19 protein-coding genes are annotated in these 19,808 nt (G+C 55.9%); 8 read left to right on the forward strand and 11 right to left on the reverse strand.

The annotated features are described in order from the left end of the window. Window positions 1-166 precede the first annotated feature (166 nt). The 4 genes from VM163_09200 (at window position 167) to VM163_09215 (ending at window position 2,131) form a co-directional block, all read left to right on the forward strand. Window positions 167-319, forward strand: a complete 153-nt coding sequence (locus VM163_09200) for a hypothetical protein (protein ID HUT04052.1) — start codon at window positions 167-169, stop codon at window positions 317-319. Continuing rightward, window positions 297-515: a DUF433 domain-containing protein gene (locus tag VM163_09205; protein ID HUT04053.1), complete on the forward strand. Its 219-nt coding sequence runs from the start codon at window positions 297-299 to the stop codon at window positions 513-515. The genes VM163_09200 and VM163_09205 overlap by 23 nt, the downstream gene beginning before the upstream one ends. 44 nt (window positions 516-559) lie before the next feature. Continuing rightward, window positions 560-874 carry a DUF5615 family PIN-like protein gene (locus VM163_09210; GenBank protein ID HUT04054.1) on the forward strand — a complete coding sequence of 105 codons (315 nt, stop codon included), beginning with the start codon at window positions 560-562 and terminating at the stop codon, window positions 872-874. Window positions 875-1,321: 447 nt separating this feature from the next. Then, window positions 1,322-2,131: a hypothetical protein gene (locus VM163_09215; protein ID HUT04055.1), complete on the forward strand. Its 810-nt coding sequence runs from the start codon at window positions 1,322-1,324 to the stop codon at window positions 2,129-2,131. A gap of 29 nt (window positions 2,132-2,160) precedes the next feature. On the opposite strand, the gene VM163_09220 is transcribed toward VM163_09215, so the two are convergent. From VM163_09220 to VM163_09250, 7 genes are all read right to left on the reverse strand, one after another. After that, window positions 2,161-4,557 (reverse strand): DUF6259 domain-containing protein, encoded by a 2,397-nt coding sequence (locus VM163_09220; GenBank protein HUT04056.1) that lies wholly within the window; start codon window positions 4,555-4,557, stop codon window positions 2,161-2,163. 37 nt (window positions 4,558-4,594) lie between these two features. Continuing rightward, window positions 4,595-4,942 carry a cupin domain-containing protein gene (locus VM163_09225; protein ID HUT04057.1) on the reverse strand — a complete coding sequence of 116 codons (348 nt, stop codon included), beginning with the start codon at window positions 4,940-4,942 and terminating at the stop codon, window positions 4,595-4,597. A gap of 156 nt (window positions 4,943-5,098) precedes the next feature. Next, window positions 5,099-7,570: a hypothetical protein gene (locus tag VM163_09230; GenBank protein HUT04058.1), complete on the reverse strand. Its 2,472-nt coding sequence runs from the start codon at window positions 7,568-7,570 to the stop codon at window positions 5,099-5,101. A 24-nt stretch (window positions 7,571-7,594) separates the two neighbouring features. Further along, complete coding sequence (locus tag VM163_09235) at window positions 7,595-7,867, reverse strand: hypothetical protein (GenBank protein ID HUT04059.1); 273 nt, start codon at window positions 7,865-7,867, stop codon at window positions 7,595-7,597. 125 nt (window positions 7,868-7,992) lie between these two features. Further along, window positions 7,993-8,307 (reverse strand): YbjQ family protein, encoded by a 315-nt coding sequence (locus VM163_09240; GenBank protein ID HUT04060.1) that lies wholly within the window; start codon window positions 8,305-8,307, stop codon window positions 7,993-7,995. Then, complete coding sequence (gene nfi, locus VM163_09245) at window positions 8,304-9,035, reverse strand: deoxyribonuclease V (protein HUT04061.1); 732 nt, start codon at window positions 9,033-9,035, stop codon at window positions 8,304-8,306. Before nfi ends, VM163_09240 begins: the two co-directional genes overlap by 4 nt. A 168-nt stretch (window positions 9,036-9,203) precedes the next feature. Next, complete coding sequence (locus VM163_09250; protein HUT04062.1) at window positions 9,204-11,300, reverse strand: choice-of-anchor X domain-containing protein; 2,097 nt, start codon at window positions 11,298-11,300, stop codon at window positions 9,204-9,206. A gap of 378 nt (window positions 11,301-11,678) precedes the next feature. Between VM163_09250 and gyrA the strand changes: the two genes are divergently transcribed. The 4 genes from gyrA to VM163_09270 are packed head-to-tail and all read left to right on the forward strand — an operon-like array spanning window position 11,679 to window position 16,676. Then, window positions 11,679-14,144: a DNA gyrase subunit A gene (gene gyrA, locus VM163_09255; protein ID HUT04063.1), complete on the forward strand. Its 2,466-nt coding sequence runs from the start codon at window positions 11,679-11,681 to the stop codon at window positions 14,142-14,144. A gap of 21 nt (window positions 14,145-14,165) precedes the next feature. Next, window positions 14,166-14,525, forward strand: coding sequence for a DUF1844 domain-containing protein (locus tag VM163_09260; protein HUT04064.1), 360 nt, complete (start codon window positions 14,166-14,168; stop codon window positions 14,523-14,525). Then, entirely contained in the window at window positions 14,503-15,477 is a 975-nt protein-coding gene (locus tag VM163_09265) for a hypothetical protein (GenBank protein HUT04065.1), read from the forward strand. Before VM163_09260 ends, VM163_09265 begins: the two co-directional genes overlap by 23 nt. Further along, window positions 15,474-16,676, forward strand: coding sequence for a peptidoglycan DD-metalloendopeptidase family protein (locus VM163_09270; protein ID HUT04066.1), 1,203 nt, complete (start codon window positions 15,474-15,476; stop codon window positions 16,674-16,676). The genes VM163_09265 and VM163_09270 overlap by 4 nt, the downstream gene beginning before the upstream one ends. Window positions 16,677-16,687: 11 nt before the next feature. Here VM163_09270 and VM163_09275 read toward each other — a convergent pair whose 3' ends face one another. From VM163_09275 to VM163_09290, 4 genes are all read right to left on the reverse strand, one after another. Then, the gene (locus VM163_09275) at window positions 16,688-17,593 is read right to left on the reverse strand and encodes an HD domain-containing phosphohydrolase (GenBank protein ID HUT04067.1); all 906 of its coding nucleotides are present in this window, start codon (window positions 17,591-17,593) and stop codon (window positions 16,688-16,690) included. A 433-nt stretch (window positions 17,594-18,026) separates the two neighbouring features. Next, window positions 18,027-18,506: a HEPN domain-containing protein gene (locus VM163_09280; GenBank protein HUT04068.1), complete on the reverse strand. Its 480-nt coding sequence runs from the start codon at window positions 18,504-18,506 to the stop codon at window positions 18,027-18,029. Next, window positions 18,461-18,784, reverse strand: coding sequence for a nucleotidyltransferase domain-containing protein (locus VM163_09285; protein HUT04069.1), 324 nt, complete (start codon window positions 18,782-18,784; stop codon window positions 18,461-18,463). The genes VM163_09280 and VM163_09285 overlap by 46 nt, the downstream gene beginning before the upstream one ends. After that, window positions 18,781-19,518, reverse strand: coding sequence for a hypothetical protein (locus VM163_09290; GenBank protein ID HUT04070.1), 738 nt, complete (start codon window positions 19,516-19,518; stop codon window positions 18,781-18,783). The genes VM163_09285 and VM163_09290 overlap by 4 nt, the downstream gene beginning before the upstream one ends. Window positions 19,519-19,808: the final 290 nt, after the last annotated feature.

A 19,808-nucleotide genomic window follows, 5' to 3' on the forward strand; every position in this document is an offset into this window, starting at 1 on the left:
CAACGGTTCGGTGGAGTTTCATTGATCCGCCCCTCCAAATGATGATTACGTTTTGCCGCAGTAATGCGATGCATGAGAGGCAGCGGCGACCTCTGTTGACGTTCGATGTTTCGACGTGCGAAGATCGGCTGGACTTGGGAATGTGTGGATCAAAAGGGGGAATTACATGAACATGAGCATCTTCAAGCAGATGGCAAAGGTCAATGAGAAGAGCGTCGAGGGCGGGAGGCTCGCGACGTGGCCAACGTGCCAGTCAGCTATTGAAACGCAAGCGCACTTCTGCGATTATCTAATCTATGCTGGACAGAATCATTGTTGACCCGAAGATCTGCGAGGGGAGACCCACGATAAAGGGGCTTAGGATAACAGTGGAGTTCATCCTCAAGCTGCTTGGCGATGGTTATACGGCCTCCCAGATCGTGAACGACTACCCGGACCTGGTGGAGGAGGATGTTTACCAGGCTGCGAAATACGCTGCTTGGCTAGCTAGCGAAAGAACCTTAGCCATTAGATGAGGCTGCTGGCGGATGCACACATCTCCGCGAGAACAGTCCAATTCTTGAGATCACAAGGTCACGACGTTGTCCCGGTAAGCGAGAGTCTTCCCCCCAACGCGACAGATGGCAAGATACTTGCATCGGCAAGACAGGACAATCGTGTCATCTTGACGCAGGACCTCGACTTCTCTGAACTGCTAGCGCTGTCAGGCGCCTCGAGACCCTCGGTCATCTCACTGAGACTGTCATCCTCGAAGATAGAGCTCGTCAACTCGGTGCTCGCAAAAGTACTACCCCAGATTGCTTCAGATGTTGAAAAGGGGGCAATCGTGAGCGTCGGCGACCGCACAGCTCGGGTCAGGCTACTCCCAATCTGAAGTATGAACGACCGACGAGCGGCGCCGATGTGTGAAGTTCTACCCAAACAGCAACCACTAACCGTCTTACAATCACATTTTATTAAGGTTTATGAATGGGCCTAGCCTGAGCGAACCCCGATGATTAGACTGGAGGCAGGAGACTTCCTAGGATGAACATGTTTAGCGGCTGTTAGCGGATACTTGAAAAAAGTGATCATCTTCCCCAATCTCGGTCCAACACCGAGGCGGCGAGTTCCTGGCCAGGCTCCCGACCCACATTGTTGGAATCTAGATTTCTCACCCTCCGCCGCCCGCGTGGACGAGGCGTAAACCACCCGCCGCTCGTATTTGCCCGTGCCCAAAAACTCTCTCACTTCCTTATAGGTGGTCTGGCGGGTGGTTGCAGCGCGGTGGTAGCCTCTTCTGACACTTTACTTGGGCCGTGGACAGGGCGATAATCCCAACATGAAATCCTGGTTCAGCTCGATTCTCAGAACGCACACACCTCAGGTGCTGCTCCTTATTGCCTCGTTGTGGGTTCTCGACCTGAGTCATGTTTCTGGCGGTGTTTCGAGCATATCATTCCTGCTCGCCTTCGCCATCCTTGCGCCGCATTTGTTCGACGCCGGACTGACCTTTGTGGCCCTGTTCACATACGCGCTGATAGCCGTCGTCTCTAGCGCCGTAGGGCACCCTGTCTCGTGCGCTGCCCCTCTGCCCGAGCTGGCTGCCGAGTTCTCTGCGCTTGCGATGGCTACTCTCGCCTCCGCTGCATCGGTGGGCAGAAGCCCGAGGCGGCGGACTAAGCTATTGTTTGGCGTTTACTACCTCGCGACACTCTATATGGGAGCCAGGTATGCTTACGCGGCCCGGTTCGTAGCCCCCTACCTGCTGATCTGGCCGGCTCTGCTGATTCTGCTACCGGTTGTAACGTTTTGGCGGCTGAGAGCGTTTATCAATAGGCTGTGGCAGACAGCGGCGCCAGTGGTGGTCTATATTCCGCTTAGGTTCGTTATTCACTGCCTCATGGGTCCAGCTGCAAACAGCCAGATTTCGGGGGACCTCGCCGAAAGGGCGGGGCAGCTCCTTGAGCCTACGGTGCTGTTTGGGGGCCTCGTCCTGCCGCTTGGGCCATACTTCCTGATGGCGGTCATTGCTGCGGTGATTCTGGAGCATCTCAACGGTTGGACACTACGGACGGGGCGCGTGAAGGCCGAGGGCCGGATACAAGTCTCGGAACCCGATGAGCGAGACCAGCCGCGGGATGTCAGCTGACCACAAGCGATAACCTACTGGATTGATCCCTATTTGGCCGAGGTGTCTGGCCGGACCTCCAGCATTATTACATTGCGGGCGGGGACGACGGCCTTGAGCTCTGACTTGCCCCGGAACGCACCCATGCGCTGCCGTTTGGTGTCGCTGACGAAGTCCACGACGTAGGGCCCACGCAGATGGTATCGGGCGGGGTCAAAGAGGCACTTTATAGGCAAATCCTTTTGAGAGATGTTGGCGAAGAAAAATCCCAGCCGGCTGCTTGAGGCCCAGCCGGACGATACGATGGCGTCCGCGCTAATGACGCCTGACCGCGGGCTGTCGTGTTCTGGGAAGACGTTGTAGTGGTCGTAATCAAGGACTAGTGTGGGCACGTAGGAGACGATCTTGAGCGGAGGCTGCATCCGTCCCCAGCACAAAAAATGCAGGCCAAAACCTAGCCTTGCCCTCGCCAGCCGGCGCAGGAACTCCACGTATGGCTTGTGCACCCGTTCGGGGTTCTTGTCCTCGATATACTGCGTCCAGTAGTCGTAGGTGAGGTAATGCGATGGGCTGCTCATCCCGGGGAAGAGCTCGAGACTGCTGAACTCGTAGTTGAGCTCTAAAACAGCGCCCCAGAGATATACCCGCGCAGCGATGAGATAGAATATATCGCCGAAGCGACGGCCCAATTTCGCAAACCCGTCGAGCCTGACGGGGCCATACTCGTGATAAACGTAGTCGAACATGGGGATTTCCTTGACCATACCTGTCGCGTCTCCCGACCACTCGAAGGCGCCCTGAACGCCCGCCATCGCCCGCGATTGGCAGAAGTCGATCACATCGATGAAGTTCTCGGTTATCACCTCCGTCCCCATCGGCACGCGTTTTCCTCCCTTGTCGGCCGCGCACGCCTCGTGCGAGCGCTTTAGCAGGTCGCGGTAGTTACGAATCATGTAGGCCCCCTTGGGGCCGGCTGGGTGTCCATGGGCCGGATTCATGCACGAGAGCGGCGCTGCGCAGCACACCGAGATGTCGTTGTAAAGCGCGTCGCAACCGAAGTCGGGCGCTGAGGCAAGTGTTCTGTCTCTCAGGATGTAGAAGTTCGCCCAGTCTGCTGATGCGGGGCACATCCAGAAGACCTTTCTCTTATCTCCGTCGATGAACTCGTGTCCCGTACTGTCCCCATTCAATATCGCATAGTCCCGAGCCGACTTCGAGAGCCACTGATCAACCTTAAAGACCGCAAATGCACTGCCGGAACTTCTGATCGCCCGCAGATTGGCAGGATTGATCCACCTGTTCTCGAGGTCTTCCCACGCCGCATCGGAGGCGCTGTCGTCATTTGTCTCCCAGTCGAATCCAAGAACGTGCAGCATTCGGAGGCCGACTGCCCTCTGGAGAGCCGTCAGCCATGCGGACTCGTCTTGACGACAGCTGATGCCAAATGTGGCAAGTCCGATCTTCTCTTGCAGCCACCTGGCGCACTGCTTCGGAGACTGGTCCCGCTTAGGTCCGTTGCGGCACCACACTGGGGCACCAGGACCTTTGGAGCAGACCCATGAGCGATAAATGTCGGCGGCCTGAAACCAGTCTCCCTCATGTGTGGCTCCAAACACGACCGGGTAGCCGAATAGGCTCCGCTCGCCGCTCGCCGGAGGCACCTGGCTTGAGACGTAGTGAACAAACTTCATCTGTAAATAGCTCTTGCCGGGGGGACGGAAGAAGTCGAACTCTTTTGGGGTAGATGTGGGGTCGTGGCACCCGAAGTAGAACCCACCCTGTCTCTTGTCGTAAAAGGACATGAATTGCATGGGGCACCCGTAGTATCCGTCTGGGTACTCGCTATGGACGAACCTTTCATAATAGTGGTCCACCTTGTCCGGCCGAAGGGTGTTGAGCGGGTCTCGAACGAGCAGGCCCGATGCCGATGGGTGGGCGAGGTAGTCCGGGCTTGCCAGGTCTCCTAACGTTGTCATCCCAGAAAGGATAGGGAAGACGAGCGCCTCAACTTTTGAACCTGGCCCAAGAACAAGAGTGGGGGAGAACGTGATCACACTTGAAGTGGGCGAGGCGCGGACGTCAATCCTGACGCGTGCAGCAGCATCAGGAAACTGAAATCGCAGAGATCGGAGCCCCGCCGGGCCGTAAATGGCACGGAACTGGTTGCGCCCGAATGGGGTCAAGAGCGAGCCGTCGTGCAGAATCAAGGCACAGCATGGCCCACGGCCGGTCCTTTTGAAAAGTTTCAATCCCGTGAGCTTGTTCTTGACTTGCCGGAAACCGCCATCGGCCGGATCGAGCTCGATTAACAGTGCAGGGCTCTCGAGCTTGAGCACTTTTGCGACAGTCTGGGCGGGCTGTGGAGGTGGCAGCTCTGCCGTTAAGGCCACACCGTAAAGTAGTCCAGCGAGGGCAAATGCCGGAAGGCCAGGTGCGGACCGCATCATTTGCTGGACAGGGGGACGGTAGGCGCTGCCGCCATGCTTAAACCTCCTGGCTAGGGATGAGGCACAGAAACCTCAGCGTGCTTTCGCTCTTGTTCACGAAAGAATGCCATTCGTTGGGAGGGACAAAGACCGCATCGCCCGGCCCCACCGGGCGCTCGGCTTTGCCCTGGTCAACGCAGGCGCCCTCGCCCTCGAGAATGAATGCCTCGTGCTCCCAGGGGTGCTGATGGTATGGCGTTGCCCCGCCGGGGCCAACCTCGAAGCATCGCATCCTGAAGTTCTTTGCCCCGTCGTCCTCTGAGATTAGGACTCGCTTAGTAACGTCAATCGCGCCCTTTGCCTCAACGGGCCTCGCCTCGACATCTAAATAGCTGACTACCTTCATAGAATGTCTCCCATCGTATTTCGTTAAAACGCAAGTCAGATTGATCAGATATTAGCATTCAGGCCGCAGTAACAGCAAGCGAGAACACAAGATGGACGGCTTGGTCTCGGCGCACGCTGCTTATGCCCTGCGCAGGTTTGCACGCCCGTCTCCGCGTCATTCCGTTACCTCAAACGTAACGGAGGCGGAGCGATAGACGTTCCTGATTGAGAAGGGGCCGGTGAGGCCGATGTGGAATGTGTATGCGCCGGCTGGGGCCTCGTCCGGGAGGGTGGTGTTGAGGAGGATGAGGTCGGCGATGGCTCCGTATGCGGGGAGCGGGACGTTCGCATAGTACGGCACGGGGTATGCGAAGAGCGCGAGGCCGGTCGGACCGTTGCCATCGGGTGGGTCCGGCAGGGGTAATGGAGGCGCAGCGAGGTCCTTCATGTCCGGGGTGTTGGGTATCGACCCCGGCCCGCTGTAGCTCGGCCCCGGCTGCAAGAACTCCGTGCTCCCAGCAAACGCCGCATAGAATATCGGAAACGGAGGCGCTGCCTCTTGACCCGCCACGTAGAACACCTGCCCGCTCGGCGCCTGAATGGCAACGTAGAGGTCAACGTTGGTCGGTGGGCCTAGGTAGGATAACGAGGCGCGTCCTTTCAGCGCGTCGGACTCGGCGTCGGCTTCCAGCAGCAAGGACTCGTCGGCCAGCAGAACGCTTATGCCCCATTGGCCTATCCAGACGTTGCCGTATGCGTCGATAGCTAAGTCGCTTGGGCACTCGTCGAACAGTTCAATTGGAAGCCAGACCCAGTCCGAAGTTGCCGGATCGAAGGACCACAGCTGGCCCCTCTCTGAAAACCACAGCTTGCCGTCTGGGGCTTGTGCCGAGCAATAGTGCTGATTGAAGAGAGGCTCACTGTTCCACACGGGGTCCCAAGGCGCTGCTCTTTTCTCCCACCCCGACGCTTCAGAGTAGCTTAGTAGATGAAGGGCTCGAAACCACTTCGTGTTATCCTCAGAGACGCACACTGCCCCCGGGCCCACCCACCTCTCCGTGTCGAGTTGCGTTAGGCCGTCCGTCTCCGTGCAGATGAAAACAGCGCCGTCTCGACGTTGGACGGTCGTAGAGATGTACCGCGCGGGAATCCATACGATGTCGTCAGCGTCCACCGCTATATCCGTGAGCGCGGAGTGGAGCCAGGGCGGCTTGAAAGCTCTGAACTCCCCGTCCTTCAGCATTCCGACTACGCCAGTGTTGTCGGAGTGAAAAACTATGAACCAAAGCCTCCCTTGGCTGTCCACCTCCATATCGTATTCCATCCCGGGCAGACCCTCTGCCAACCAGATTTGTTCCCACTCCCCGCCCTCGAACCTCCAGAAGTATCTATCATAAGCGACACCGATCCACTTGGTGTCGTTGTCAATGCACAATCCCCCCCAATGGCCATCCCAGACAGGAGGCAGCCAGAAGCTGCTTTGGTCCCCAGAAAGGCGCCACAGGACGGAATCTGTGTAGAAGTCTTCGGCTACGATCCCCCACAGGTCCCCCCTGTCGTCAAATTTCAGGCCATCAACATTGTTCGCAGGGATGAGCGACGGCGATGGCAAGGCTCTAAGCTGCTTCTCAACGTACAACGCCAGGCCGGCCGGTCGCCCCTTCATCTCATCAGACGGTGCTGCACAAGCCGCCAAAAGGTCCCCTTCCGGGTCAACACTCAACTCATAGACCATCTGAGCAGGCAAACCGGTCGCCGTCGAGAAACGGTGCCAGCCGGCCTCGTCCAGCATGTAGCAGCCATCCTCCGCGCCGATCCACACCTTCAGGTCCGGCCCCACAACCATAGACCGTGCGTCTGCGGACCCGCTGGGCCCAATCCACTGAAAACACTGCCACGATGACCCATCGAACCTGGCTACAGTAACAGGATTCAGCACCCAGACGCGACCTCGAGCATCTAATCTGATCTCAACCACGTCCATAGCAGGCCCACCGCACCAGTCCTCAGGCACATCGAAGTAGACCTTCTGCCCGTCTCGCATCGCCACAAGGGAGGGATTGACCTCGCCACTTATTTGCGTCATGTACCACACAGTACCATCGTTCGCAACGGCGAAACAGGGCGAGTAGTACTCCCTGTTCTGCGAGAAGAGAGATTCCCATTCATTCTTGATTGGATCGAAGCGCAATATCACGTTTCTGCCGAGAATCCAGACGTTTCCAAAGCTGTCACACTCCATCTCGCCGCCGCCGGCGTCGTCATAAAAACCATACCAGAACCCAAGCATTGACGGCGGAGGGCCGCAATCCAGCCAACTAATGCCGTCAAAGCAGGCCACGCCCGCTTCAGGGCCTACGAACCAGACAGTCCCAGCGGCGCCGAGAGCGACCCGGCAGTAATCTTCAGCTCCAAGGCCCCTCTTCATGCTAAGGAGCGCAACTTGCTCGCCGCTAGACTGCCTCACCCTCACTGGCCCACCTTCTGTTGCCGCCCAGAACCACTCTGACTCGGCTGCAACGCCTTTGACCCGGTCAGTGTTCGTTAGATTGACGAATAAGGCCCCGTGCACCAAACAAGGCCAAGTCGCGACACAGAACAACGCTAATACAAAAACCAGCAATCGACTGACCAGATGCAGCATCATCGACCTCCCTAAAATCACCTTTGTCTAATAGGCCGTACGTGGCTCTGGATACGGGGAATCCCGAAAGTCTCCCCCGCAGGTGTTTATGTTTCTCGGCCTTTCCCCGAAAAACTGATAGGCACAGGAATTCCACCCGAGCCCCTGCTCAATTTTGCTCGTAACCGCCCACACCCAGACCATTGACCCAGGCTCCCGAAACGGCTCATCGAGCGACCCAATGATCTGGCCCTGCAAGAAAGTGCCAAGACAGCACAACTGAAGAGACACAAGTGCAAACAGCAGAATCGAACGCGTCATCACTTATTCCTCCTGACCACAGACGATTACATTCTCAATCAGCTGAATGCGGACCAGACGGTAACTCCAGACCTAAATCGAACGCATGGTGACCCCAGGCGGCACAGTTTCAAAGAACTTGCCAATCACTCCACGACTACGGCAGTCCCATAGGCCAGAAGCTCCGCCGCGCCTCGCATGATCGATGACGTGGAAAAGCGCACCGAGACGATGGCGTTGGCGCCGAGCTTCTGTGCGTCCTCTTCCATCCGACGAAGCGACTCATCCCGAGCCTGAGCGAGCATCTTGGTGTACTCAGATATCTCACCTCCGATAACGGTCCTGAGCGCTGCAATCACGTCCTCGCCGATGTGCCTCGCACGGATGGTGTTGCCCTTGACCAGGCCCAGCGTTTTGACGATGTTTTTGCCCTGGATCTCGCTAGTGGTTACTATGATCATTTTTGAAACTTAGCCTCCTTTGCATTTATATGTTTGGAATCTACTGTCTCATTATCTCTCATCATGTTGATTACTGTGTTGTGCGCGGCCCGCGTCGTTTCAGGCAGCCTGAACTTTGGCGAGCACGCAAGCACGAGCTTGATGGCCGTTTGCAGACCGATCTTGTGCCCTATTGAGACGAAGACGGGCGAGATATTGGTGCGGGTCCTCAGAACAGCTCCGACGAGCTCTTTTCTGTGCATAAGGTCTGTGCTTGAGCCTTTTTTTTGCCCCGGCTGCTCGAACTCGCCAACGAGCCGCGATTTGGCGCAGCCCACCGTGGGCATGTCCAGCACAAGTCCCAGATGACACGCCAGTCCCAATCGCCTCGGGTGGGCGAGGCCCTGGCCGTCGGCAATGACCACATCCGGAATGGTATCGAGGCGTTCGAAAGCCCTGACGAGGCCCGGAATCTCACGGAACGATAGAAGCCCCGGTATGTAGGGGAAAGCCGCGTCCGTTATCGCCGACTTCTGGCAGACCAGCTCGAGTCGCGGGAAGCTCAACACGACCACTGCGCAGTAGCAGCGATTCGTGGCCCTTGAATAGGAGACATCAGCTCCAGCGACAAGCCGAATGGAGTCGAGAGTCAAGCTCGACTGCTGAATAACTCTTTCGGCAAGCTCGCGCTGAAGCTTCACTGCATCAGCGTAGGAAACGTTCCATGGATGCAGGCTCTTGACGTTCATAATTCCCTGATTCACTCGAGGACTTGGCGCCCGAGAGAATCATCTCAAAATAATTCTGCCCGCTCTAGCTAGCCTTGAGCGACGCCCAGGTTCACAAATGACCTACCAGGCGGAGACTTCTTCGCCGCTATCGCTAAACAGTCGTGTCCGTCGTCTAAGCCTTCTGGCTTATCTGACCGTAACATACGGGAACACTGGGCTCTGGTTGCCATCAGTGTCGGTCGCAACGATCTCGAGCACGTAGTTGCCGGCCGCAAGGCCGGGCTCAACGTCTATCGTGTTATGGAATGTATTGTCCCCTGCGACATCATCTCCATGCGTCCCATCGTCGTAAAGGAGTATTCCCGTTGGGATGCCCTTGTAGGATAGCTCGACCTTCTCGATCTCACCTGAACCGGTGTAGGGGTCCACAATAGCCATGACTGTGAGACTGCCGCCCGTGGACGAGTTTACGACCGAGCCCACAAACCCACCTCCGAGAATCAATGGATACGAATCGGACGTAGGGCCTGACGGGGCCGCAAACGGCGAGCAGCTAACTATCTTGCTCTCCTCTTTGCTCCCATCAAGGTTGTAGAGCAACAGCTTGTAGTAGTAGGTAATACCAGACGAGACGTCGGCGTCAGTGTAGGTGTAACTGTGCGGCTCAGAACTCGTCCCGGCCGCCCGGACCATCTGGCTTGTGATTGTATGGAATATGCCTTTAGCATCATCGCGCCTCGCTACATGCCAGCCCAAGGCATCGGTCTCTGAGGCCGTCGTCCAGTTCAGCGTGATTCTCTCGAAGCCAGGCACCGCCTCGAACGACGAAAGCACGACCGGCATCGAATCAGTCCAAGCGATGTTGGACATGGGCGAAGTCTGCCCTGAGTCATCCGTCGTCTTGAGAGCGAAATAATACACAGTCGCCAGGTCAAGCCCACCAACGTCCAATCTTTGCGGCGATCCAGACCGAAGCGGCTTGTTCCCAGTCTTTTGGTCCACATAGGGCACGGAGGTCCCGCTCTGGAAGTCCGAGTCGCTCTCAAATATGCTCGTCGAGTAACGGATGTCGTAAGACGAGGCTGTTCCGTAATTGCCATCGTCTCCGGGCGCCGTCCACTTGAGAGTGATCGTTGAACCGTCCCCCCGAGGCTCTGCTCTCAAGTTTTGAACTGCCGCGGGCGGGGTAGTGTCCTGCGTTGACTTGTTGTAAAGAGTGATCGTCCCATCACTGAAGCCCTCTGCCAGCGTCTCGCCTCCATCGTCCTGGCTACTTTCCTTGATCCTGGCGATGACGTAGTAGGTGTTGCCGGGCTGGTCGCTCAAGTCGGTGAATGCCATGGTGAACTGGTTCTGCCTGTCGCTCACCGTAATCGGCAAGAGAGAGCGTCTCACGTCGTCTGAGGGGTCGCCGTCTATGTCAGTGTCGGTATAAATGAGGACATAGGCGGAGACGTTCGGGTCTTGGTCGTCCCACTCCACCGTAAAGGTCTCTCCGACCGGCAGATAGACGCTCCCGCCCGGCTCCTGCACGTTGATCTCGTAATGCTGAGTGTGGTCAATTGTCACCCGGCCAAGCGAGGCCTCAGAATAGGACCAATTGGCATCGAGCAGATTCATTTTGGTCTTGCCAACAATGTAATAGCTCTGACCGTCAGGGAGGTCGCTGGTGTCCCACTCATAGATGCCGGGAGCGTAGTCTACATACATGAAAGGATCTGATGGCCCCATGATCTGACCCTCACCCCCAGGCTCCCTGTCAACGTCATAGAACAGCCAGTAGTAGCCTACGCCTCTCAGCTGAAATGGAAGTGTGATGCCTCTGTCGGCCGTTACATCCGCATCAGGGCCAACATGTATCACAGGCTCGGTTACCCGATTTATGTAAATGGTTCCCAGGCTGTAGCTTGTCTGAATCCAGGGCTCGTTCTCATCCAGTGACAGCCTGATCTTGCCAACAATGTACCACTCCGTCAGGTTCGGTAGGTTGTTGGTGTTCCACGTAAGGTCCTTGAAGTCCAGGGCCGGCAAGGGGAAGGGCGTTATCAGAGTCTCTCCACCCTCCTGATTATCCGAGTCGCGAAAGAGGCTGATATAGCCGAAATCGCCATCCAACCACTCGATCAAGAAATCCCCGTTCTCGTCCGGCTCCTCTCTAGCGGTTAGAGGGTTCAGGACGTATATAAAAACATTTGGCTGCTCCTGGGCGAAAGCGCCGCCCGACAGCCCGCACAAAAGCATCACCAGACCCAGGCAAAGCACGTTGAAGAATACGTTTCGCATCCGCTTACCTCCTCATTTTCAAAGCATGGTTTCAGAGCTTCCGCAATGGCGGAGCACATCTTGTACCATATCTATGTAGCATGTTTTTACCATATCCATATTGTATTTGATAGCTCCCCCATCTAATTGTCAAGCTCCTAATGGACGATCTACGAACTTCCCCATGGTCCATCCGAGATTCTTTCAACGCGACCTCTCAATGCTAATCCCATCTCGAGGCCGTAGCTTGGAACAACCTAGGCCCGCCTCGAGCGACGACTCATCTCAACATGCGAATGTTGCGTCAGCTCTTACATTGGTGTACATTCTGTGTTTAAGGAAAGGTGCGGTCAAGAATCGCCCTTATGTAAAAATAAGAAATAATGTGGAAAACTGAGAATGGACGTTAGGGCACAACAGATTATCGATCGTGACATAACTGAGGAGATGAAGACAGCGTATCTTGAATACGCGATGAGCGTGATCGTAGCTCGCGCTCTGCCGGACGTGTGTGATGGCCTCAAACCAGTCCAGCGTCGGATACTCTACGCGATGAAGGACCTGGGCCTCTCCTACAATCGGCCCTACAAGAAATGTGCAAGAATCATCGGCGATACGATGGGCAAGTATCATCCGCACGGCAACGACGCGATCTACAACGCCTTGGTGCGGATGGTTCAGGATTTCTCGCTGAGGTACCCGCTCATCGACGGGCAGGGCAACTACGGCTCGATCGATGACGACCCGCCCGCGGCGATGCGCTACACCGAGGCGCGGCTCGACCGGATTTCCGAGGAGATGCTGGCGGATATTGACAAGGACGTCGTGGATTTCGTGCCCAATTACGACACCACAACGACGGAGCCGGCTGTGCTGCCGGCCAGAATACCGAACCTCCTAATCAATGGCTCGAGCGGGATCGCGGTCGGGATGGCCACACAGATTCCGCCTCATAACATTTCGGAGGTGGTCGATGGTCTGATACGCCTGATCGACGAGCCGCAGATTAGCGTGCTGGAGCTCATGGAGACGATTAAGGGTCCCGATTTCCCAACAGCGGCCTTCATTCTTGGTCGTTCGGGGATAAAACAGGCCTATGAGACTGGCCGCGGCCAGATCATGATGCGAGCAAAGGCAGATTTCGAGAGCTTCGGCCCACAAGGCAGCAGGACAAGAATTGTCTTCAGCGAGCTGCCATATCAGAGGCAGAAGAGCGCGATAGTGTTCTCGATAGCGGAGCTGGTTCATCACAAGCGAATCGAGGGTATAGCGGACATCAGGGACGAATCGGACCGGCAGGGGATGCGGATCGTTATCGACCTGAAGCGGGATGCTCAGGAGGAAGTGATACTTCGCCAGCTATACAAGTTCACGGCGCTTCAGGATTCATTCAACGTGAACATGCTGGCGCTTCTTCAGGGCCAGCCTCGGCTGCTTAGCTTGAAGCAGATGCTTCATGCGTTTGTGGAGTTTCGGGAGACTGTGGTTAACCGCAGGTGCAAGTTCGAGCTCAAAAAGGCCGAGGCACGAGCGCACATCCTCGAAGGCCTCAAGATAGCTCTTAATAACCTGGACGCTATCATATCTACAATCCGGCAGTCGGCGAGCGTGGAGGAGGCGCAGGGCCAGTTGATGGGCCGGTTCCAGCTGACCGCCGTCCAGGCGAAGGCGATTCTTGAGATGAAACTCCAGCATTTGACTAAGCTCGAGCGGGAGAAGCTGGACGAGGAGTATGCAAACCTTAAGGAACAGATCACGTATCTGAAAATCGTTTTGGCAGACGAGAGCCTGATACTCGGCATCGTTAAGGACGAGCTGAAGGAAGTTAAGAAGAAATATGGGGACAAGCGCCGCACTCAGATAATCGAGGCAGAGGATGCGGTAACTGACGAGGAGCTGATCCCATTGGAGGAGATGGTCGTAACGGCGACGAGGTCAGGCTACATCAAGCGGGCACCCCTTTCGCTGTTCACGGCCCAGCGCAGGTCAGGTCAGGGCTCCTATGGGATGGCGACTAAAGAGGCGGACTTTATCGAGAGGATATTCACCACGATGACACACGACTGGGTCATGTTCTTCACTGACCAGGGCCGTGTTCATCTTCTGAAGGTTTACAGCTTGCCGGGCGGGGAGAGGAACGCCAAGGGGCGAGCGATAAGAAACTTACTCAACCTAAGGCCAGAGGAGACTATACGCACGATCTTCCCGCTGAGAAACCTCGACTTCGAGAGTGACCAGTATCTACTAACGGCCACACGGCACGGACAGGTCAAGAAAACACCCATCTTGGCGTTCAGGAACATCAGGTCCAACGGGATCATTGCAGTTGGTTTGAAGGAGGGGGATAGCCTCGTCTCGGCGCGGCTGTCTAATGGCGAACAGGATATATTTCTCGGGACGCGCAAGGGGGTTGCGATACATTTCGATGAGAAGCAGATTCGCTCAATGGGCCGTTCCGCTCGGGGCGTGATAGGAATGCGCCTCCGGGGCGATGACGAGGTGATCGGTATGGAAGTGCTCTCGGAGACAACGACCATACTCACCGTGACCGAGAATGGGTATGGCAAGAGAAGCCGCGCCTCAGATTACAGACCTCAGAACCGTGGTGGCTACGGGTTGATCAACATTAGATGCACGAGGAAGAATGGCCAAGTCGTTGGTATCGTTCAGGTCAACGATGGTGACGAGGTCATCATGATCACACACAACGGCAAGACGCTGAGGTTCAAGCTGGAGCGGAAAAGCGTGCGAATAACTGGCAGAGCAACGATGGGAGTGAAGCTTCAATCCCTGCTTGAGGGGGACAAGGTTGCATCGGTCTCGGTAATATGCAAAGAATATACTGAGCAGAAAGGCACCAACTAACAGACCAAACAGGAGGTCGAGATGGGTGTGGGCAAGTCAGAGCAAGAAAACAAGGTGTACACGCAGACGTTTCTGGGGTTGGTTCAATCAATAGCGGCTGCCGGGATGGCGCAGCTAGGCAAGATGGCGAATCCGATGACAGGCAAGATCGAGAGGAACCTCGAGCACGCCCAGTCATCGATAGCCATGCTCGAGATGCTAAAGGCGAAGACCAAGGGCAATCTCGACAAGGACGAGGAGACGGTCTTGGATGCTGTGCTCACAAACCTCCGCCTCAATTTCGTCGAGGAAGCCAAGAAGAACCAGGAGAAACCGCCCGACAGCGGAGACACTGAAAAGGAGCCAGCAAAAGAGAAGGATGACGCGGCAGAGCAGGGATAGGGTCCGACAACCCCTTGCCTTTTTTCTGTCGTCAGCCTATCGGGCGATTCGTCTTGCCTGGCTACAGTTCGCTCTCAGCGCCGTGGCGCTTGCAGTGTTTGCTTTCACACTTACGTATCTCTTTGCCATAAGCAACGCAGACGCACATCTAGCCGAGAAGATAGCGGCCGCTGACCGTCTCACTGTGTATGCGCCGGGCTCGTTAGAACCTGCACGCGTTGAAGCTCTCATCTCTTGGGCCAAGTCGCAGAATGTCGTAAAGAGAGTCAAGCAGCGCCCCTTCAATTCGTACTTCTCGGACCTGTGCAGCTCACTCGGGCTTGATGCAGATACTCTTGGCCAACCTCCCCCTGGTGTTGCCCCCCAAGTGCTCGATGTTCATATCGCCCCTGAAACAGCCTCCAGAGACAGCCTCGGGCAATTCACGAGCGATCTTCGCTCGCGGCCTGACGTGCTGGCAGTCTATTTCCCACGCGACCCGCTTCTTGGGCTGTCAGAACTGCTCGGCCGTTTCAAGCGCTTGGTGCTGGCGCTGTTTTGCGCATGCTGCTTGCTTGTCGTTGTGAGATTCGTCACGGGTGGCAGAGCGCTCATCGAGGCAAACAAGGATGCGGTGGGCATAATGAAGCTTGCCGGGGCAGGCCTCAAGACCGTTGCTGGACCTTTTGTCTGCTATGGCGTCTTGCAGTGGGTCATCGGAATGGTTCTTGCATTTGCCGCGTGGCGGCTCATATTTCCGATTAAGTTGGCCTATTCCGGCGGCATCACTGCTGAACTTACCGGGCTATTCGCTCCCCAGCTCGCCGCCATCGATGTTATTCTCATAGGATTGGCCGCTGCTGCCATAAGTCTTCTTCCGTTACTCATCATAGTGCGGTCCCGGTTCCGAGACTTCGACCCCTTCGTAGAACATGCGAGCGCAAGAGCGCAGACTAACTCTATTCAGCCATGACTGGCATCATAAAAACGTTCGCGTTCATCTATGCCCTGCTTATCTCCGTCTTGCCTGCACCTGTGCTCGGCAAGCAAATAGCCCAGGCAGCCGTCCCCAATCCCGTCCTGGCGCATCTTCAAGCGAGTCTGAAAACCTACACAAACGACGACGGGCGAACAGGGTTGTTTCAGTGTCCGGCCGGCGTGGGTGCCTCGTTTGCCAAGATGTGGACTGAATTCGCCACAGCCGACCTCAACTTGCTGGTCGGACAGACCGAGTCGTTGATCATTTCAGCGAAGGTTCAGTCCAAAAACGAGGAGATGGACGCGATAATCGCGCGTCTTTCTCGCACTAAGTCTCACATTGTAACGCTACAGAAAACCGCAGCGGACCTTACCTGTGAATGCCCCGTCTGGGCGACCTTCAGGCCCGATATGACTGTTGTGCAGGAGCGCGGCTCAACTCATGAGGCAAGATGCGAGTTTGCCTGTTTTGTCCGAGCTATCCTTACGCAGTTCTCAAATGCTCTCGTTGAGGCTCGCTCATCACAAGAGCGGCTCCAGGCCAAGCAGCAACAAACACTCGCCGAGATAGCTCAGCTTCGCTCCGAGCTCGCGGCTCAAGAAGAGCAGCTCGATGCCTCACGGTCAAGCAGAGAGGATTTTCTTGCGAGCCTCTATCAGGAGATCAATGACAAGATGAAATGCTCTCAGACCGCTGCGTTCTGCCGGGCGAGACTGCTCTCAGCACTGAAAAACGCGAGCAAAACCTGCGACAGGACATACGGCGGATTGTCCCGGCGTCTCCCAGCTCCAGTCGCCTCACCACCTGCCGAGGCGCCCAAGAACAAGGAACCTCCTATCAGGATAACTCTCGGTTCAGAACTCGATGTCGAGCCGCTCGCCCCAGTCTTCTCCGTCGGCGATGGGGAGGTCCTTCTGGCGGAGTGCGCTCCCGGCTTTGGCCTGACAGTTGTGCTCTCCCACGGCGCTTCGGAGATGACTGTCTTCTCCCATCTGGCGGCGGCGCTTGTGAGGCCAGGCGCTCGTGTAAAGGTTGGGCAGCAAATAGCGTTCTCTGGCCAAAGCGGACTCACGCAGCATCCGTCTCTGCTGTTCGCGCTTCTGAAGGACGGTAGGTTCAACGACCCGCGGCCGCGTATCGACTGGCCCTCTTGCCGCAAAGAACCTGCCGCAACGCAACGCTCAAGGCCGTAAGGCAACCCTCCCTACTTGGCGAGGCTGTGCGCAAACCTCTCGAATAGACGACTGTCGAACTTCCCCGCCTCTACTTCCCTCTTCACGAGCTTAAGCGCCTCGAGCGGGTCCATCGCGCTTCTATAGGGCCTGTCGTCGTTCGTGACCGCCTCGTAACAGTCAACTAATCCGATGGTCTGGCCGGCGACGGATACCCTCGATATCCCTCTAGGGTACCCGCTTCCATCCAGCTTTTCATGGTGCTCGCGCGCTCCGTCAAGGATCGCCTCGTTCGCGAAATCGCACTCCTTGAGTATCTTATATCCTATCGTGGGATGCCTCTTCATCTCCGCAAACTCCTCGTCCGTCAGCCTCCTGTTGGCCCTGATGATCTTTTGATCGATTCCGGTCTTGCCAACGTCATGCAAAAGCGCCGCAAGACCCATAATCTTGCTGCTCTCAAGCGACTGCTGGGAGTAAAGACTGAAGGCCAATGTCAAGGCCATCACGTTCACCGAGTGTATCGCAGTGGTGTAGTCCTTGAAATAGACGTTGGCCAGAGTCTTCAACACTGCTGGGTCTTGGGCACATTCAACAGTCAGAATATCCACCGTATCGACTAGGCCCTCGAGGCTCCCCGAACGCGGCTCCGTCAACGTCTCCCGAACCAGGTCAACAAGAATAGTTTTTGTCTTCGCTATATCCTGCGATTTGATGTTCTGTCTCAACTCTTGATTGAACGCTTGCTGAAGCTCCCTGATTCCTTGCAACTTGTCCTCCTCTCTCAAAAACAGCGCCGACGGGAACTTCCCGCTGTCGACGCGCATATCCGCTAACAACATGCCTTCGGGCTTGTACAGCACATACTCACCCTTATCGGTTCGGACATATAGAGGGATCCGGTAGTACTTCATCTGCGATTTTCTCGCTAGGATCATGTTCTCTTCCGTATCGTTTTCCCTCTAAAAGCACTTTTCCGCACTATACCAGAATTCATAAAAGAATGGGAAGGAACTAGTAACCCCGAATAATCAGATCGCCGGGTGTAACTGTGCCGCGAGCCCATTGAGACCGCGCTCATGAAGCCAACTCACTGTTGAAGGCGCTTATCGCAGCCTTATGTATTGACAAGACCGTGTCCTCCATTAGCGGGACCGCCTCCTATGAACAAAAGTGGCGTAACATAACTAGGAAAACGCGAAGTCATACTGTCCGTGGTCAATAAGACTGACCGCAGGGACAAGAGAACGCCTCGCTTATTCAAGCTTGTCTCTCAACTTGCCTGCCAGGGACTACCCTCCGCTCAAAGTCGGCCAGAGCGCGGTCTTTCGCAGCGTGCCCAGCCATCTTCACTCCTCCACCCATAGATCTTCAGTGCTCGCGCCCCTCGTCCTCCGACGAGTCAATAAGTCCTTTACTGACGAGGTAATCCGTGATCGCAGCCACGATCTCCTCCGCCGCATGGATGAGACTTCTAGCTTCAGCTTCGCCGATCCTGTGCTCGAATTCGTAGTCTGCAATGTTTCGATAGCGGAAAAGATCAGAGACTAGCGCGCCGAAATGGGGCGGGAATACGCCAGGTTTGACGAATTGCAGGTTGAAGGCGCTTATGACGCCGCTGTGCTTCGATCTCGTGATATTCATCGACAGCAAGGCAGCCTGCATTGCGTAGAAGGCCGCATAATATGCTCTGGATGACGCAACTCGGTAAGGACCTCCGTCAACGATCTTTGAGGCCAGACTGATATCCTCTCTCGCCTTCCCGAGCATTAGCCTCAGCTCTCGACTCAGGCTTTCATTCTCGTTCAGAGGACCAGCCCTTCCCTTCGGACATTCATGAACAACGGGCAATAGAGACGCTCCTGAAACTCCTTCTCCGACACGGCTATCGCAGGGAACAGCCTGCTGTACTCACAGAAACAGTCCCCCGCAACGTCATCAATGATGCGGTTGACCTCGCGTGTAACCTCATCCACGACCAGCAGGATGTCGTAGTCCGAATCGGGATCGTTATCGCCTCTGGCCCGTGAGCCATACAGGATCATCTGCTTCAGACGCTCGCCCAGCCGCTCGCGGATCGCCGCCTCGAACGCGGCCAACGCGGGGTCTTGCACGCTAGATTCCTTCATTCTTCCCGGCATGGGTTTGGTTTCTCAGGTGGTTTTGGGTCGGCGTTCTCGGGTGGGTATTTGGGTGCCCTTTCGTGCTGCAATACGAGAAAGGCTGCCGCGATCTGCGTTAGGCGTAGCCGCCTGAAACGCCGGAACCGAACGTAACTAACAGAAGACCCAATCAGCGAAAGGACGATCACTGTCAAGACCACTGGCCAATTTAAGTCTTTTTTCACATGCCCGAGCTCAAAGCCCCCACCCGGGATTACGCTTCTCGCCATGAAAGAGAAGGCCAGCACGAGAAACGAAACAGTCAGGCCTCGGCAGAAATCTATTCTATACAACAACATCTCTCGTATCTCTCGGTACGGCTGTTTGTCGTGCCGAAGATTGTAGTTATCGCATATCGCGTTCAGCAAGTCCTGAGCCTTTGAGTCGCTGGCCTTGTCATATCGGGTACCGAGTATATCGCCTGCTTTGAGCTTTATCGAGTCCGCGACGTTTGTCGGAAGCGAATCTTCCATTGTGCCATAGTGCATGCTCATCGCTGCAATACAGGCAACCACGTGTCCCAGAAAGTAGGCGAGTAGAAGAACCAAGGCAAAGAATGGCCATTTCTGATCGGCAAGCCATGAAAGCGACAATTCGTGTGAAGGAAAGCAAAAGGACCAACTCAACACGGTTAGCGCCGCCAGTGTAATGATGCCGGGCAGCAGATAGCCGAAAATGTCGTGCAGCGTGAACTTGATCATGGTTTCCTACCTTGTCGATTCAGGGAGATTATCGCCGTGGAACAGATGCTCCGTCAAGGATTAAGAGGAGGAGTTTTCATAGTAATCTGTCTTTAGCTGCCTCCACTGTTGCTGGGCGGCTGAGCTTGGGTGATTGTGGTCCATGAGAGCTCTACGATCTGACGGCGGGACGCTGACTGCTTGCGGGCGATCTCTCAATGCCCTGAAGGGGCACAACGTGAGTAGCCGTAGGTTTCAACCTACGGATCGAAACAGAAACCCAAGAAACCCCTAAGGCGTCGGACAATCGC

The sequence above is a fragment of the bacterium genome, from assembly GCA_035527515.1.
In the GTDB taxonomy this organism is placed as follows: Bacteria; B130-G9; B130-G9; order B130-G9; family B130-G9; genus B130-G9.